The sequence below is a fragment of the Acinetobacter sp. AR_0276 genome, assembly GCF_003000705.1.
Classification (GTDB): Bacteria; Pseudomonadota; Gammaproteobacteria; order Pseudomonadales; family Moraxellaceae; genus Acinetobacter; species Acinetobacter nosocomialis.
The window spans coordinates 3,506,031-3,523,092 of sequence record NZ_PSQO01000004.1; the positions used below are offsets into that span (position 1 = coordinate 3,506,031).

At 38.6% G+C, this 17,062-nt stretch carries 11 protein-coding genes and 1 pseudogene; 4 read left to right on the top strand and 8 right to left on the bottom strand.

Annotated features, from left to right (window positions below):
- Positions 1 to 81: 81 nt before the first annotated feature.
- From cysE to CSB87_RS17760, 6 genes and pseudogenes are all read right to left on the bottom strand, one after another.
- Positions 82 to 897 carry a serine O-acetyltransferase gene (cysE, locus tag CSB87_RS17735; protein WP_000917698.1) on the bottom strand — a complete coding sequence of 272 codons (816 nt, stop codon included), beginning with the start codon at positions 895 to 897 and terminating at the stop codon, positions 82 to 84.
- Complete coding sequence (locus tag CSB87_RS17740; RefSeq protein WP_004887591.1) at positions 890 to 1,729, bottom strand: RNA methyltransferase; 840 nt, start codon at positions 1,727 to 1,729, stop codon at positions 890 to 892. The genes cysE and CSB87_RS17740 overlap by 8 nt, the downstream gene beginning before the upstream one ends.
- A gap of 14 nt (positions 1,730 to 1,743) precedes the next feature.
- Positions 1,744 to 5,304 carry a DNA polymerase III subunit alpha gene (gene dnaE / locus CSB87_RS17745; RefSeq protein WP_004887588.1) on the bottom strand — a complete coding sequence of 1,187 codons (3,561 nt, stop codon included), beginning with the start codon at positions 5,302 to 5,304 and terminating at the stop codon, positions 1,744 to 1,746.
- Between the two features lie 200 nt (positions 5,305 to 5,504).
- Positions 5,505 to 6,571: pseudogene (locus tag CSB87_RS17750) on the bottom strand (type II asparaginase).
- Between the two features lie 683 nt (positions 6,572 to 7,254).
- A complete protein-coding gene (locus tag CSB87_RS17755) occupies positions 7,255 to 8,562 on the bottom strand; it encodes a dicarboxylate/amino acid:cation symporter (RefSeq protein ID WP_002049955.1) in 1,308 nt (435 codons plus the stop codon).
- Between the two features lie 465 nt (positions 8,563 to 9,027).
- The gene (locus tag CSB87_RS17760) at positions 9,028 to 10,458 is read right to left on the bottom strand and encodes a pyridoxal phosphate-dependent aminotransferase (RefSeq protein ID WP_004709244.1); all 1,431 of its coding nucleotides are present in this window, start codon (positions 10,456 to 10,458) and stop codon (positions 9,028 to 9,030) included.
- Positions 10,459 to 10,698: 240 nt separating this feature from the next.
- Here CSB87_RS17760 and msrB point away from each other — a divergent pair, with 240 nt between their 5' ends.
- The 4 genes from msrB (at position 10,699) to CSB87_RS17780 (ending at position 13,142) form a co-directional block, all read left to right on the top strand.
- Positions 10,699 to 11,118, top strand: a complete 420-nt coding sequence (gene msrB / locus CSB87_RS17765) for a peptide-methionine (R)-S-oxide reductase MsrB (protein WP_002050224.1) — start codon at positions 10,699 to 10,701, stop codon at positions 11,116 to 11,118.
- Positions 11,115 to 11,600: a glutathione peroxidase gene (locus CSB87_RS17770; protein WP_002050111.1), complete on the top strand. Its 486-nt coding sequence runs from the start codon at positions 11,115 to 11,117 to the stop codon at positions 11,598 to 11,600. Before msrB ends, CSB87_RS17770 begins: the two co-directional genes overlap by 4 nt.
- On the top strand, positions 11,600 to 12,445 hold the full coding sequence (locus tag CSB87_RS17775) for an AraC family transcriptional regulator (RefSeq protein WP_025466842.1): 846 nt from the start codon (positions 11,600 to 11,602) through the stop codon (positions 12,443 to 12,445). Before CSB87_RS17770 ends, CSB87_RS17775 begins: the two co-directional genes overlap by 1 nt.
- A 64-nt stretch (positions 12,446 to 12,509) precedes the next feature.
- On the top strand, positions 12,510 to 13,142 hold the full coding sequence (locus CSB87_RS17780) for a LysE family translocator (RefSeq protein WP_004887582.1): 633 nt from the start codon (positions 12,510 to 12,512) through the stop codon (positions 13,140 to 13,142).
- Between the two features lie 57 nt (positions 13,143 to 13,199).
- Here the strand turns inward: CSB87_RS17780 and dapC are convergent, their stop codons facing one another.
- Positions 13,200 to 14,369 carry a succinyldiaminopimelate transaminase gene (gene dapC, locus CSB87_RS17785; protein WP_006580992.1) on the bottom strand — a complete coding sequence of 390 codons (1,170 nt, stop codon included), beginning with the start codon at positions 14,367 to 14,369 and terminating at the stop codon, positions 13,200 to 13,202.
- A gap of 25 nt (positions 14,370 to 14,394) precedes the next feature.
- Entirely contained in the window at positions 14,395 to 17,058 is a 2,664-nt protein-coding gene (gene glnD, locus CSB87_RS17790; protein WP_106105121.1) for a [protein-PII] uridylyltransferase, read from the bottom strand.
- Positions 17,059 to 17,062 lie beyond the last annotated feature (4 nt).

The window sequence follows — 17,062 nt, forward strand, 5'->3', positions numbered from 1 at the left end:
AGTCAGATTTGGTACAGCTAAGTCTAGGAAAAGCTAAACCCACATGCAAGGGTAAGCGTGTTACATTATGAATCAAGAATATTACGTTTTTGATGTCTTGTTTTGTGCACCGCATTCACGACGAACTTCTTCAAGAATTTTTAGCTCTTCATCACTAAAAGGCTGTTCATCTTGGCTTTCTTTTTTGAAAGTGGGGTCAAGTTCGGATAAGCGTTGGCACAAATTATTCATACGCGTTTCATTGTGCTGAATACGGTCAAGTAAAACTCGCATTCCTTCTAAAATTGGGTCAGATTGATCAGCAGTAGTCGCATACGGAGCAAAACCAATACTCTGCGCATAATCACGGCGGCGCTCTTCATCTTTATCTTTAGTTTTGTCGGCATCTTTATAAATATAGCGAGCAGGGTTTCCAACTGCTGTTACACCAGCGGGTACCGCTTTTGTCACCACTGCATTTGAACCGACTTTAGCACCTTTACCAACTGTAAACGGTCCTAATATTTTCGCACCGGCACCTACAACTACACCATCTTCTAAAGTTGGGTGACGCTTACCTTTATTCCAAGTCGTACCACCTAAGGTAACACCGTGGTATAGCGTTACATCGTCACCAATTTCAGCAGTTTCACCAATCACAACACCCATACCATGATCGATAAAGAAGCGTTTGCCGATTTTAGCACCGGGATGAATTTCAATACCGGTTGCAAAACGGCTAAATGACGAAACAAAACGGGCAGTACCTTTGCAATCTTTTTTCCACAATTCGTGTGCAAGTCTATGCAAAAGTAAAGCGTGTATACCTGGGTAAGTGGTAAGTACTTCGAGTGTATTTCGTGCAGCAGGATCTCGCGCGAATACAGCCTGTATATCTTCTTTAAGCTGTTTAAGCATTGGATTGATCCTCCTTGTCCGATGATGCTTTTTTCCATTTGCCGCTTGTGAGGGCTTGAACACGACTAAAAATACCGCGAAGTAAATGATATTCCATACGATCTAATTGTATACGACCAAATAAACGACGCAAGCGTAAAGGTAATAAACGTGGATTTTCTGGATCTAAAAATTCAATTTCAGTGAGCATTTTTTCCAAATGAGGATAGAACTCTTCCATTTGCTGCTGAGTGACTAAAGGCTCATCCCACTGCATGCTTTGACCTTGAGCAAGTGGCATTTGCCCATCATCAGAAACTGATTCTTTTTGCTCTAATACCGACATGCGAAGTTCATAACATACGACTTGAATCGCTTGAGCAACGTTAAGTACACCATAGTCTGAGTTTACAGGAATAGTAAGGTGATAGTTTGCTAATGCCAACTCTTCATTGGTTAAACCGCGGTCTTCACGTCCAAAAACGATCGCAATCTGTTGACCTTGTGAAGCTGCCTTAATTGCTTCTTTTGAAGCAGGGCGCACGTCAAGCAAAGGCCATGGAATAGTACGACTTCGCGCACTCGTTCCAAAAACTAAATGACAGTCTTTAATGGCGTCTTCGAGTGTTTCAACAATTTCAACTTGTTCTAATAAATCTTGTGCACCAGCAGCAAGCGCCTGAATATCTGGATGTGGATAGGTTTTTGGTGAAACCAGAACTAACTTACTCAAGCCCATTGTTTTCATTGCGCGTAAAGCACTGCCAATATTAGCTGGTAAAGTGGTATTGACCATGACAATACGCACTTGTGCTAATTGTTTTGACACGGCGGTGTCGTCAAACAAACTCATAAGATTTCCAGAAATTACGAATATTGAGAAACTTCGCTTTGGTATGAATCCAACGCATCATCAATAGTCATGTCCACAGGAGGTGAGGCAACAGGTTGTGGACGAACAGGTTCTGCTGCTTTAGCTGCCTTAGATTTTACCTGATATTCAATATGAATATTATCTTTACCAAAGTAATCTCTTAGTTTGGCAAGTAGTTCATCTAAAGGTGCGACTTTCCACTGCGGCCCAAGCTGAAGCTCAGCCTGAGCATAGGATTGGTCAATCTGTAAATGTATTGCAATATGCTGATGCATATCAACATTACAATAAGGCAATAAGATATTTTGTAGATCTTTTGCCAAACTTGGTTGCATTAAATCATTAGTTAATTTGATTTGAATACTATTGGCACGTTTTTGTCTGATTTCATTTAAGCTAAATGCTTTGTTCAGACGTCCCATTGGACGATCAAAGCCTTCACGCTCATAAATCTCGCCTTCAAAGACAACTACACGCTCAACTTGAATAATATCTTTAAAGCGCTGGAAACGTTCGTGGTTACAGCTGACTTCAATACGTGCCGTTCCGTCATCAAGTACGATAACAACACGGTTCGGGAAATTCGCTACGTCAAGGACGAGTCCTGCATAAACTGTCGTTACACCGCGGCGAGTTGCGGTAATTTCATTAAGTTTTGCAGGAATAAAGGCTTTGAGTTCTTGGCGGTACACATCAATTGGGTGACCCGTTAAATACAAACCAAGTGTATCTTTTTCGCCTTTAAGACGAACCTCATCACTCCATGGCTTAACAGGTTTAGCTGGTTTACGTTGAACTTCTTCAACTTCACCAAATAAATCCATAATACCGCTTTCACGGTTACTACGTGCCTGTTCAGCTGCTTGTACGGCTTCAGGCAATTGAGCCATTAAACTTGAACGTTCAATACCTAAACAATCAAGCGCACCAGCACGGATAAGTGCTTCTAAAGTTCGTTTATTGATTTTTTTCAAATCAATACGGTGGCAGAAGTCGAATAGGTCAGTATAAGGCCCTTGTTGACGACGTGAGTCAATAACAGACTGCATTGCCTGTTCACCAACACCTTTAATTGCACCTAAACCATAAACGATGGTTTTATCATCACTGGCATGGAAATGATAAGTTGACATGTTAACTGACGGAGGTAAGACCTCAAGTCCGTTATTTCGACAGTCATCAATCAAAAATACGACACTGTCAGTGTTCTGCATTTCCGATGACATTACCGCTGCCATAAATTCGGCAGGATAATGAGCTTTTAACCATGCTGTATGGTATGCAACAAGGGCATAAGCAGCTGCGTGAGATTTGTTGAAACCATAGCCTGCGAACTTTTCCATATAGTCAAAGATATGGTTGGCTGTGCTTTCGTCAATGCCTTTTTGTCCAGCACCTTCAAGGAAGATTTGGCGTTGTTTCACCATTTCTTCAGGTTTCTTTTTACCCATTGCACGGCGAAGTAAGTCAGCGCCACCGAGTGTATAACCCGCACAAATCTGTGCAGTTTGCATTACCTGTTCTTGGTAAACCATAATCCCGTAGGTTGGCTCTAATACGCCTTCCAGCAATGGATGAAGATATTCAAAATCTCCACCATGCATACGGTGAATAAAGTCAGGAATCAGGTCCATCGGGCCCGGACGATACAAAGACACGAACGCAATAATTTCTTCGAATTTACTTGGACGTGCTTCTTTAAGCATTCGCTTCATACCGACGGATTCAAACTGGAATACCGCGGTTGTATTTGCATCGGCAAAGACAGAGTAAGCTTTAGGGTCGTCAAGAGGGACGTGTGAAATGTTTAAAGGGTCATTGCCACGGTTTTTATTAATATTTTGAATTGCATCTTCAATAACCGTTAAGTTACGTAAGCCCAAGAAGTCGAATTTTACGAGACCTGCAGCTTCTACGTCATCTTTATCGTATTGAGCTACACGGTTCGTACCGTCTGCATCACAAAGTACTGCAGAGAAGTCAGTAATTTTACCTGGCGCAATAACAACACCACCGGCATGTTTACCTGTATTTCGAGTAATACCTTCTAATTTTAATGCCATTTCCCAAATTTCACTGGCATCATCATTATCTGGATTTGAAGGGTTGGTAACGATATCTTTAAGCTGAGGTTCCATCTCAATAGCGGTTGCTAAATCTACACCGAGTGGTTTAGTTGGAACCATTTTTGAAATACGGTCAGCTAGACCATAAGACTTACCTAAGACACGGGCAACGTCACGAATCGCACCTTTTGCAGCCATGGTACCGAAAGTTGCAATCTGAGAAACTGCTTCACGCCCATAAGTACGTGATACGTAGTCAATAACACGGTCACGTCCTGCGATACAGAAATCGACGTCAAAGTCGGGCATCGATACACGTTCTGGGTTTAAGAAACGTTCAAAGAGCAAGTCATAACGAAGAGGGTCAAGGTCGGTAATTTTTAAGCTATAGGCAACCAATGAGCCAGCACCAGAACCACGGCCTGGCCCTACAGGGACACCGTTATTTTTTGCCCATTGAATGAAGTCCATGACGATGAGGAAGTAGCCAGGGAATCCCATTTTAAGAATGATTCCAACTTCATAATCAATTCGCTCATCATAAGGCTTACGAATTTCAGGCCAGTCTTCACCACGTTTTTCAACTGGGTAAAGATAGTTTAAACGCTCTTCCAAACCTTCTTTTGATAAGTGCTCAAAATAGGTATCGATGGTAAAACCATCAGGAATTGGGTACTCAGGTAAGAAGTAAGTGCCGAGTTTTAAGCTGACATTACAGCGTTTAGCAATATGATAGGTGTTTTCAATAGCACTCGGGATATCTGAAAACAGCTCAATCATTTCATCTGAAGTTTTGAAATGCTGTTCAGGACTATACAAACGTGGACGTCGGTCATCTGCTAAAACATAACCATCTGCAATACATACACGTGCTTCATGTGCTTCGAAATCTTCTTTTTCAACAAAGTGCACATCGTTGTGGGCAACTACCCCAATATTATATTTAGCTGCTAACTTGGCAGCTTCTTGAATAAAATCTTCTTCACCGGCACGATCAGTACGTGTTAAAGCAAGATAAACTCGATTGCCAAACTTTTCGATCCATTCTTCAAGTAAGGGTTCTGCTTTTTGCGGATTAGATGAGCAAAGCATTTGCCCAACATCACTATGTTGGCCAAGTAAAACAATAATATCTTGATGCTGCTCTAGAACCCATTCTTTTTGTACACAAGGAATACTGAGTTGCTGACCTTCAATAAAGCCACGCGAAACAATTTCAGTCAGTCCTTTCCATCCGATATCGCTCATTGCAAGCAAAGTTGCACGATGCTGGGCATCATTAAGACGGATTGTGCTACCCAAAATAGGCTTAATACCTTTCTTGAGGCAAGAGTTATAAAACTTTACAGCAGCATGAAGGTTAGATAAGTCGGTAAGTGCCAGCGCAGGCATTTCATCCTTTACAGCAGCCTTGACCAAGTCGGGTATGCGAACAATCGACTCTGTAATCGAAAATTCTGTGTAAATACCGAGATGAACAAACTGCATAAACCAATCCTTAATGCGACCGAAGCATAGTTTAACACGCAAAGTTCAAACGAAATGCTTAATATTTTGGCAACTGTTATGGATTTTAGTATTTAAACAGAATGTTGAGAACACGAAAGTAGAGGATTGATCAAAGATGTTGCGTCTTTTGAAGCAGGAGAAAAGAACCAGCCCAAACTGATTCGGGCTGGTTGAAAAATTTAGTACTGCCAGAACATGCGTTGAATTTCTTTAGCATCATTCGTCTTAGTAAGAGCTAAAGCTGCAAGAAGACGTGCTTTTTGTGGGTTTAAGTCATGAGCAGCTACCCAACCATATTTATCGTCAGGTTGTTCAGCATTACGTAATACGAAACCTTGTGGTACACGTGATGAACGGATAATTTGAATACCGTCTTTATCATGAAGTTTTTGTAAAGTTGGAACAATATAGTTCGCAACAGAACCGTTACCTGTACCTGCATGGATAATCGCTTTAGCGCCAGCTTTTGCATATGCTTCATAAGCGTCAGGAAGCATAGAGTCTGAACCGTAAACGATTTGTACAAGTGGAAGTGCATCACCTTTAATATTTTCAATATTAAATTCTGAAGCATTTGTAAAACGTTTAACAGACTGTCTGAACCAGTATGGTTTACCTTCAACTAATGTACCTAAAGCACCCCATTGGCTAACAAAAGCATTTGTATGAATGTTAATGCCTTTAGTTACATCACGTGCAGCAAAAATAGAGTCGTTCATGAGAACCATTACGCCTTTATTTTTTGCTTCATCAGAAGCTGCTAAAGCAACTGCGCTATAAAGGTTAAGTGGTCCATCTGCTGAAAGTGCAGTTGAAGGACGCATAGAACCAACAACAACAATCGGCTTGTCAGTGTGAACAACAAGATTTAAGAAAAACGCTGTTTCTTCTAAAGTATCTGTACCGTGAGTAATTACCACACCATTAACAGATGGCTTTTTAACAAGGTCGTTTACTTGACGAGCAATTTGTAATAATTCCTTGTCAGTAATACTTTCAGAAGCAACCTGTAATGCTTGAATACCACTCACATTTGCCAATCTTTGATTTGTGGCACTGCATTGATTAAAGCATCAACTGGAACTTTTGCTGCTGTGTAAGTTGCACTATTTGCTGAGCTTGCACCAGCACCAGCGATTGTACCGCCAGTAGCAACGACAACAACGTTGTTTTTTGCGTAAAGAGGGAGAGAGCAGGCCAATAAGCCCATAGCTAAACCGAAAGATTTAACAGTTTTAGTCAACATCGAAAATATCCTTATGAAGTGACGAAGTAGAAGTTTGCTGAATACGCCTGCTTTTCCTAAGCAAAATACATACCATGTAAAACATATTCACAACTTATTTGAATAAGAAGCATCCCTGAATATCATTTTGTTTCAACAACAATCATTTAGTCATTGCTCTTATTCAGCGCTAATAAATATCATGAAAAAAATAAAAAATCTATTAAGTTTTTCTAATTTATCTCTCTTTTTTCACTTTTTTATATAAAGATTACAAATGACTTTTTTATTATTATAAAAATAAAAAATAATAGGTGGTTTTAAAGTTTTATTTACCAGATGATAATTTTATATTGTTGATTTTTAATGTTATAGTTAAAATTATAAATAATATTAAAATTCATATAGTTAAACTCAATAATAATTTCAGTTATTTAATATAAATAATAAACAATAAATTGAATTAAAAAGTAAGCATTTGATCTATATTTTTAAAAATATAAATTTTGATTGTTTGGTTTTTATTCTTTTTTTAAGGTTTAAAATTAAGAAATTTAATAGGAACTAAAACCTATTATTGAGTTCATTATTTAATATAAAAATGTCGGTAAATTTTTATTGTTTAATTTTAGAATAAAAAAAGAGCAATTTTATTGGTCATATAAAATTGCTCTTTAGTTGGGAGAGTGGGAGAAAAGAGAAACTTAAGCGATCGTTTGTTCTTGTGTTGTTTTAATTAATACAGGTTCTGGCGACTCTTCAATATCAGCAACTTTGTCACCTTCAAGTTTTGCCACAACTGCGGTAGCAATACTATTACCAACCACATTTGTAGCGGTGCGGCCCATATCTAAGAATTGGTCAATTCCAAGCAATAACAAAATGCCAGCTTCAGGCAAATGGAACATCGTGAGTGTCGCTGAAATTACAACAATAGAAGCTCTCGAAACACCTGCAATACCTTTACTTGTTACCATAAGAGTTAACAAAATTAAGATTTGCTGGGTAAAGCTCAAATCAATGTGGTAAGCCTGAGCAATAAAGAGTACCGCAAAGGTGGTATACATCATTGAACCATCAAGATTAAATGAATAACCTAAAGGTAAAACGAAGCTCGTCACTTTTTTAGGCACACCGAACTTATTTAGGGCGTCCATAACTTTAGGATAAGCTGATTCACTAGAAGCTGTAGCAAAAGCAAGGGTTACAGGCTCACGAATTAACTTGCCTAAACGGAAGATATCTTTTTTCAGTACGATTGCACCCACCGAGAATAAAACAACCCAGAGTAATAAAAGCCCAAAGTAGAATTCTGCAATTAAAATTCCGTAGTCAACAATTAATCCTAAACCTTGTACTGTAATTGCAGAAGCAATCGCTGCAAAAACTGCTATAGGTGCAAATTTCATGACGTAATCAGTAATACGGAACATAATTTTACTGAGTTCATCTGTTAGACGAATAATAACGGAGTCTTTTTCTTTACCCTGATTGACATATGCGAGTGCTGAACCAAAGAAAATAGCAAAAACAAGCACTTGTAAAATATCATTGTTCGCCATGGCTTCTGCAATACTGCGTGGAAAAACATGGCTTAAAAATGACTGTAGTGTAAAGCCAGTAGTCGCTGGGAGAGAGGCGCTACTGAGTTCTTGAGCTGTTGGTAATACTAAATTTAATGCCGCGCCAGGTTGAAAAAAATTGACTAAACCCATACCGATTGCAAGCGATACAAATGACGCAGTAATAAACCAAGTCATTGACTTAAGCGTGATACTACCAATAGAAGTTGATTTACCCATAGATACAATGCCAGACACAATTGTGGCAAATACCAGTGGTGCAATAATCATTTTGATGAGACGTAAAAAGATATCTGTGACGATATTGAAATAAGAAGCGATTTGCTTCAGTTGCTCACCTTCATTAAAGAAGTGGTGACAGATCCAACCTGTCAATACTCCTAATAAAATAGCAACCACAATATACTTGAGCAATTTCTTTTGCTTCATATGAACCTCTATCCTTTGGGTTCAATCATCTTTTAGATGGGCTAGAGATGATTGAAAAGCTTTCCTTGTAAGTTCAGTTCGGTCCGTTAACTGATTTCATCTTCCTAAATCTGCATCAGTGTTAACCGAATCGAATATGGTGATGTTGTTATGGAAAGGGATTGTTGCTCGATTTTGAAGCAGTGTGAAATGCAAAAAAATATCAACTCATGCATTTTTTGCATAATAGCGAGAAGAGAAATACAGGAAAAATATAAGAATTTAATCGAATGGTAAAAAATATTATTTTCTTTTTAAGAAAAGACTAGAATGAATTTGTTTTATAAAAAACATATTTGAATCAACATACTAAGTTGTTTTTCAAGTATGCTTAAAATGAAGTGGTTAAGTTTTTAACTACCTGCATAAATGGTATAAAAATAAAAAAGGCATCTAATTGAGATGCCTTTTTTAATTATGCATTTTTTAACGGCGATTTGCTAAGAAACGACCTAAGCGACCAATTGCTTCGCGTAATTCATTTTCTGCAGGTAAGAAAACAACCCGGAAATGATCTGGTGTTGGCCAGTTAAATCCCGTTCCTTGTACCAAAAGTACTTTTTCGGCACGAAGTAAATCTAACATTAGCTTTTCGTCGTCTTCGATTGGGTAAATGTTAGGATCAAGTCGTGGGAAACAATACATTGCACCTTCTGGTTTTACACAGCTTACCCCAGGAATTTCATTTAACATTTCCCATGCGATATTGCGCTGTTCATATAGACGACCACCCGGGCGGATTAAGTCATTAATGGATTGATAGCCGCCAAGCGCAGTTTGAATTGCATATTGAGCTTGTACGTTTGCGCATAAACGCATAGAAGCTAACATATCTAAGCCTTCAATATAGTCTGCCGCACGACTTCTATCGCCTGTGATTGCCATCCAACCTGAGCGGAAACCAGCAATACGATAAGCTTTTGATAAACCATTGAACGAAATACATAACTGATCGCCAGCTAAAGAGGCAACCGAAACGTGCTCAATTCCGTCATAAACAATTTTGTCGTAAATTTCGTCAGCAAATAAAATCAAATCGTATTTCTTGGCAAGAGCCACAATTTGTTCAAGCACGTGGCGTGGATATACCGAGCCAGTTGGGTTGTTCGGGTTAATAATCACAATACCACGGGTATTTGAAGTAATTTTACTTTCAATATCGGCAATATCTGGATACCAACTATTTTCTTCATCACATTTATAGTGAATAGCAGTACCACCCGAAAGATTAACGGCTGCTGTCCAAAGCGGATAGTCCGGCATTGGAATTAGCATTTCATCGCCATCATCAAGTAGACCTTGCATAGCCATTACAATAAGTTCAGACACGCCGTTACCGATATACACGTCATTAACGTGCATATTTAAGATACCTTTTTGTTGGTAGTACTGGCAGATCGCTTTACGTGCAGGGAAGATACCTTTTGAGTCAACATAGCCAATTGCATTTGGTAGGTTTAAAGCAACGTCATTAATAATTTCTTGTGGTGCTTCAAAACCAAATGGAGCAGGGTTGCCGATATTTAGCTTAATGATTTTATGTCCTTGCTCTTCCATTTCATTGGCGGCTCGTAATACAGGTCCGCGAATGTCATAGCAAACATGCTCAAGCTTCGATGATTTCTTAATTTCCCGAGAAGTTGGCATGGATTGGAGAGTAGCAGTATTTTTAGACATAGCTGGGTTCACTTTTGCATATCGGTATAAATAACTTTTAAATGTTTTAACCGTTACCAAATTTAGATCATGTTGATCTTTTAGTAATTCAACAATTTTTTCATGGGTAAAACCCGATTGCTGATACTCTTTGATAACTGGTAATAGTTGCTGGAAAAGCACACTTTTTTTCTGAGACATGTTTTGTCCTATACAACCGTGCCAAACAAGAATAGCACCATCTTTGCTTCCTTGAAAGAAAATAAAGCATAAATATGCTTACTTTTGTTTTTGTAATTTGCTTACTTTTTGCTTTCTATTGCTTAGATGATTAAATTCCAACAAATTTTACGTTCAGAGACTAGTGTTTTTTTGATGAATGGCGTAAATATAAAATACGATTATCAATTTATGTTTACATCAGAATAAAAGGTGCATGTCATGGGAAAAGTTAATAAAACAGACCGGGAATGGCAAAGAGAGTTATCACCAGAAGAATATCGGATAACACGACAAAAGGGCACTGAACCAGCTTTTACGGGGCAATACTGGAATACTAAGCAGCACGGTACTTATGTTTGTCGTTGTTGTGGCGCGGAATTGTTCTCGTCAGATGCAAAATACGATAGCGGTTGCGGTTGGCCAAGCTTCTTTCGCCCAGTAAATGGAACTGTTATTGATGAACATGAAGATTTAACACATGGTATGGTCAGAACTGAAATTGTTTGTCATGATTGCGAAGCCCATCTTGGGCATGTTTTTGAAGATGGACCACAGCCGACAGGTTTACGCTACTGTGTGAACTCGGCATCATTACAACTTAAAACACAAGAAAAAAATGACGAGGAAACTTATCCATGAGTAACATTTATCAGTTTGAAGCTGAATTGTTAGAAGGTGATATTAAGCAATTTGCTGATTACAAAGGTAAAGTTTTATTAATTGTAAATACTGCCAGTAAATGTGGTTTTACTCCACAGTTTGCGGGCCTCGAAAAACTTTATGAAAAATATAAAGATCAAGGTTTGGAAGTTTTAGGTTTTCCCTGCAACCAGTTTGGTGGGCAAGATCCAGGAAATAATAAAGAAATCGGGGCTTTCTGCCAGCGAAATTATGGGGTGAAATTCCCTATGTTTGCCAAAGTCGATGTGAAAGGGCCTGAAGCTCATGTGATTTTTAGATATTTAACACGTGAAGCAAAAGGAATTTTGGGAAGTAGTAGTATTAAATGGAACTTTACCAAGTTTTTGGTTGGCAAAGATGGTTCAGTTTTAAATCGTTATGCACCTACAACTAAACCAGAGGCATTGGAAGCCGATATTGAAAAAGCATTAGCGGGCTAATCGATTCAATGAACGCTATTCCTCAACCTTTCGAGTTTTGGCAAGATCGGCGAATGCCATATGTTGAAACTCGAAGGTCGTGTTTTAGCCGAACATGTTATAAGTCTCATAGCCATCCAACATTTTCAATTGGTGCTGTAGACGAAGGGAATAGTATTTTTAAAAGTTCTTTTAGCACTGCGCAAGAGATCTCCGCGGGTACTTTAGTTATTGTACCCGCCCATATTGAGCATTCTTGTAATCCTAAGCCAAATATGGCTTGGAGTTACCAAATGTTGCATTTAGATCTGACTTGGTTAAGCCAGTTATATTCAGAGTTTCAACAGCAAGGTTTTGATTTGCATCTGCCACAGCATAAGCCGATCATTATAAAAGATGAAACTTTATACAAAGCTTTTACTGAAATGAATAAGACACTTTTTGATACGCAAAAGCTAATTCTTGAAAAGGAACAGGCGCTTTTTGATTGTCTTATAGATTTATTATTGCCTCATTTTATTTTAGAAGAAATACAAAAACCGCAGTACTTATATAGAGATTTTCTAGATTTAATTAATGTAATTACCTCTTCTGAGGATTTTATTTCTTTAGAGGTACTTGCCCAGCAGATTGGTCTGAGCCGTTATGCGATCATACGGTTATTTAAAGCAAATGTCGGTCTAACACCCCATGCTTTTCAAATAAATTTAAAAATTAACCAAGCTCGAGAACTCCTTAAACAGGGAATTTCACTCGCAGAGCTGGCCGTCAACTTAGGTTTTAGTGATCAAAGCCATTTTCATAAAGCTTTCAAAGCGCATACAGGGGTAACTCCTCGGCAGTTCCAGCTCGCAGCCGCGCAATAATTTACAAGAAATTGTTTAGCTCTATTTCTAAGATTTTCCAGACTGTTTTATAGATGAAGCCGTTATGGAAGTTTTTTTAGTTATTGCATTTACTCATTTTTTGGCACTGTTATCACCGGGTCCGGATTTCTTTTTAATTCTCACTAGTCTTTTGCAAAAAGGGCGCCGTTATACCTATGGTGTTGTTTTGGGCATTACTTTCGGAAATGCTTTAATTTTAGCTGCATGTTTATTTGGTTTTATGCTGCTTGGAGATTTGAGCAGTAGCATTCTTACATTATTGAAATGGCTTGGTGCAGCGTATTTAGTTTATTTGAGTGTTCTTTGCTTTAAGGCAGCCAGATCTAGTGTTTTATCTTTTTCACCTGAAGACAATAATTTAAGTGATCAAGCCAACCTTAAGAAAAACAAAATTAAAAGTTTAATGTTAGGTGTGCAGTCTAGTCTTCTAAATCCTAAAAATATTATGTTTTATAGTAGTTTGATGCTGCTTATACAATATAAGTTTAGCTTAATTCAAAAACTGCTCATGAGTGTATGGATGGTTGGAGTTGTTCTTGGTTGGAATATTCTGCTGATTGGATTACTTGCTCAGGGGCGGGTTTTAGACAAAATTAAGCGCTCTGCGACAGGTTTATACTATTGTTCTAGTATTGCTTTTATTATTTTTGCTGTGCTTTTGATTACATATAAATAGCTTTATAGCCTAGTTGTACAACCTGAGTAAAGGCTGTACAACTAAGTAAGAAGAAGCTTACAGAATCGCTTTTAAACGTTTAACCACTTCTTCACATTGTGCCAAGTCTGCCACTAAAGCCATACGTACATGGTTGGCTCCTGGGTTACCTTGTTCAGTGTCACGAGATAAATAACGACCCGGTAAAACTTTAATGTGTGCTTTTTCCATGAGCATCTTGGCAAAAGTTTCATCATTATCAACTTTTAGCCAATAGTAAAAACCAGCATCAGGTTTTTGTAATGGAAGCAAATGGCCTAGTTCAGATTGGAATAAGTCAAATTTTGCACGATATTGCTTACGGTTTTCTTCAACATGATTTTCATCATTCCATGCAGCAATTGAAGCAAGCTGATGTTGTACGGGCATTGCTGCACCGTGATAGGTTCGGTATTGCAAATATGGTTTTAACAAATCAGCATCACCAGCTACAAAACCTGAACGCATGCCCGGTAAATTTGAGCGTTTTGAAAGTGAATGGAAGACGATACAGTTTTTGTAGTCATCACGGCCAAGTTCAGCACAAACTTCTAATAAACCTGTAGGGGCTTGGTCAAACCAAAGTTCTGAATAGCATTCATCAGAAGCAATAACAAAATTATATTGATCAGATAGGGCAATCAGCTTTTTAAATTGCTCTTTAGAAAGTACAGTACCTGTTGGGTTGCCCGGTGTACATACAAAAAGAAGCGCTGTCTTTTCCCAAACCTCTGCTGGTACTGCGTCAAAGTCACCTAAATAACCATTTTCTTCTGTGCAATTAATAAAGTATGGCTTAGCACCTGCGAGTAAAGCAGCACCTTCATAAATTTGATAAAACGGATTTGGCATCACCACATAGGGTGCATCTTCACGGTTAATCAAAGCTTGAACAAAAGAGAAAATACCTTCACGTGTACCAGATACAGGCAAAATATGGTTTTCAGCACTAATACTATTAAGTTTAAAGCGCTTAGTTAACCACTCTGCAATACTTTGGCGAAGCTCAGGTAAGCCTTTGCTGTTTGGATAAGTGGATAGATGATTAAAGTTATCAATAATAGCCTGTTTAACAAACTCTGGTGCTGGATGCTTAGGTTCACCAATTGATAGTGGAATCAAGGGAAGGTTAGCAGGAGTAGTATCCTTAAAAAGTTGGTTTAACTTTTCAAATGGATACGGATGTAATAACGACAAGCTAGAGTTCATTAAACAGTTACCAAGTAGTTGAGTTTCAGTGCTGACAAATTTGATTAGATGCTTCATCTAATGCAGCTTTCAGTTTTTCCGAGAAGAGTTTGACCTCTTCGTTATTCAGCGGTTTTCCATCTTTTTTGGTGACAAAGAAAATATCTTCGGCACGTTCACCTAAAGTTGCGATTCGGGCTGAATGGATGTCTAAACCTTGCATCATAAATAAACCACCTACACGTGCAAGTAGGCCAGGATGGTCAAGTGTTGAAATTTCGACCATGTTTTGCTGTAGAGCTTCATTCAATGTAACGTCGACTGTATTTTCAATATCGAAGTGACGTAATTGACGTGGAATACGGCGTTGCATTAGCCCAGGGTATTGGTCTGGTTGGCTAAGTGCCTTCACTAATGCATTTTTAACAGTTTCTTCGCGTTCTGGGTCGGTAAGTAATGTACCGAAACGATCGAGTACAACATAAGTGTCTAAGCTAAATGCTGTACTTGCCGTGATAATTTTTGCGTCCTGAACGTCTAGGTTCATTCGGTCTAAAACAGCAACGGTTGTGGCAAAGAGATTAGGTTGATCGCGTGTATAAATAAAGATTTGCACAGCATCCTGAGCTGCTTTACGGTGGGCACGCAAGAGGACTAATGGCTCCGGATTATCACCATGTTTTAAAATTGCTTGTGTGTGCCATGCAATTTCGTCTGCTGACTCTTTAATGAAGTATTCATCACCAAGTTCTTGCCATACTTTTTCGACATCAGCTAATGCAAAGTTATTTACCAGTAATTCACTTGCTGCAAACTTAGTGTCTTCAATCAGCATTTGATAGTCAACAGGACGACCTAAACCAGTACGGATTACATCACGGGCATGGGTATAAAGCTGACGCATAAGTGATGCGCGCCATGTATTCCAGAGTTTTGGATTTGTCGCATTAATATCGGCAACCGTCAAAGTATAGAGATAATCAAGATGCTCCATATCACCAAGTTTTTCAGCGAAATCTTTAACAACATCCGGATCGGAAATATCTTTTTTCTGAGCTGTCAAAGACATGAGTAAATGATTTTGAATGAGCCATGCGATTAATTTGCATTCACGCTCTGTAAAGCCATGTGCACGTCCAAACTCAATCGCGTCTTCTGCACCAAGTTCGCTGTGGTCACCACCACGGCCTTTTGCAATGTCATGGAATAATGCAGCAATAAAGACAATATCTTGACGGGCAAGACGTTGGAAAACTGAGCTTACCACAGGGAACTCTTTGGCAAATTCAGGTTCTCTAAAACGATTTAAATTACGTAGTAGTAATAAGGTGTGAGCATCGACCGTATAGATATGGAATAGGTCATATTGCATAAGACCCATAATTTGCCCAAAAGCAGGAATATAGTTTCCTAAAACACCATAACGTTTCATCGCAACTAAGGTATCGTATAGACGATACGGTGAGCGAATAATCGACATAAACAGTGCTTGGTTTTCTGGGTTATTACGGTAACTTTGGTTAATTCTTTTTGCTGCAAGAATAAGTAAGCGCAAAGTTCGAGCACGAATACCTTCGATATCTGGTCGATTCGCTAAAATATAGAACAACTCTAAAATCGCACTTGGATGTTCTGCAAATATTTTATGATGCTGTACGGCAAGTTTATTATCGACAATCTTAAAGTGATCGTTAACAACTTCAATTTTGCGTTCATAGTTGGGGAGTCGAGGAGTAATGACAGACTCACTAAAATACGCCAGCAACATTTCATTCAGTGTTGAAACCTGTTGTGCCGTACGATAGTAGCGTTTCATGAATTGCTCAACGCCATAATTTACAGGTTGGCCTTCTTGGCGCACATATCCAAATTTAGCGGCAATTTCCCTTTGGTGATCGAAAAGCAAACGGTTTTCATCACGTTTGGCTAAACGGTGTAAGTGGTGACGGATTTCCCAAAGAAAACTTTCTGCTTCTTCTAAAACACCCAATTCAAATTCTGAAATAAAGCCTAAATGTACTAAGTCATAAATACGGTTTACACGGAAGTGGCGTTTAGCAATCCAACCAATCTGGTTAATATCACGAATACCACCTGGTGCATTTTTAATGTCAGGTTCTAAATTACTTTCAGTATTGTTGTGTTGGTGGTAACGCTTGGCTTGTTCTGCCATTTTTGCGTCATAAAAGGTTTTATCTGTCCATGTTTGTGAAACAATGCGGCGAGGCCATCTTGCAAGTTGAGTATTACCTGTTATTAAACGCGCTTCAATTAAAGTGGTTGCAACCGTTAAATCGGTAGCGGCTTGTTCAACACAGCTTTGAATGGTACGAACGCTAATGCCGGGTTTAAAGTTTCCAACGTCCCATAATGAAGAAATAAAAGTAGAGATGCGTTTTCCATTTTCTTCGTTAATTTCATGTTCCGATAGGATCATGATATCGACGTCGGAATAGGGCAGCATTTCACGGCGCCCATAACCACCTACAGCAAAAAGACCCAATTCAGTCTGATCAAGTTCAGCATGTTTCCATAAAAAGATCAGTGCTTCATCAACTAAATCTGAACGAGCTTTAATAATTTCACGAATAGATTGCCCATTTTCATATGAATCTTGCAACTGTTTTTCTACATCCGTTCGCCACTGATTAATGGCTTTAATATCATGATGACTTGAGACATAGTTCAACAATGGCGATGTATTGATCATGAAA

Bases quoted from the DNA above. Each gene is read 5' to 3' on its own strand.
- cysE (WP_000917698.1), bottom strand. From the start codon at position 897: ATGCTTAAACAGCTTAAAGAAGATATACAGGCTGTATTCGCGCGAGAT.
- CSB87_RS17740 (WP_004887591.1), bottom strand. From the start codon at position 1,729: ATGAGTTTGTTTGACGACACCGCCGTGTCAAAACAATTAGCACAAGTG.
- dnaE (WP_004887588.1), bottom strand. From the start codon at position 5,304: ATGCAGTTTGTTCATCTCGGTATTTACACAGAATTTTCGATTACAGAG.
- CSB87_RS17755 (WP_002049955.1), bottom strand. From the start codon at position 8,562: ATGAAGCAAAAGAAATTGCTCAAGTATATTGTGGTTGCTATTTTATTA.
- CSB87_RS17760 (WP_004709244.1), bottom strand. From the start codon at position 10,458: ATGTCTCAGAAAAAAAGTGTGCTTTTCCAGCAACTATTACCAGTTATC.
- msrB (WP_002050224.1), top strand. From the start codon at position 10,699: ATGGGAAAAGTTAATAAAACAGACCGGGAATGGCAAAGAGAGTTATCA.
- CSB87_RS17770 (WP_002050111.1), top strand. From the start codon at position 11,115: ATGAGTAACATTTATCAGTTTGAAGCTGAATTGTTAGAAGGTGATATT.
- CSB87_RS17780 (WP_004887582.1), top strand. From the start codon at position 12,510: ATGGAAGTTTTTTTAGTTATTGCATTTACTCATTTTTTGGCACTGTTA.
- dapC (WP_006580992.1), bottom strand. From the start codon at position 14,369: ATGAACTCTAGCTTGTCGTTATTACATCCGTATCCATTTGAAAAGTTA.
- glnD (WP_106105121.1), bottom strand. From the start codon at position 17,058: ATGATCAATACATCGCCATTGTTGAACTATGTCTCAAGTCATCATGAT.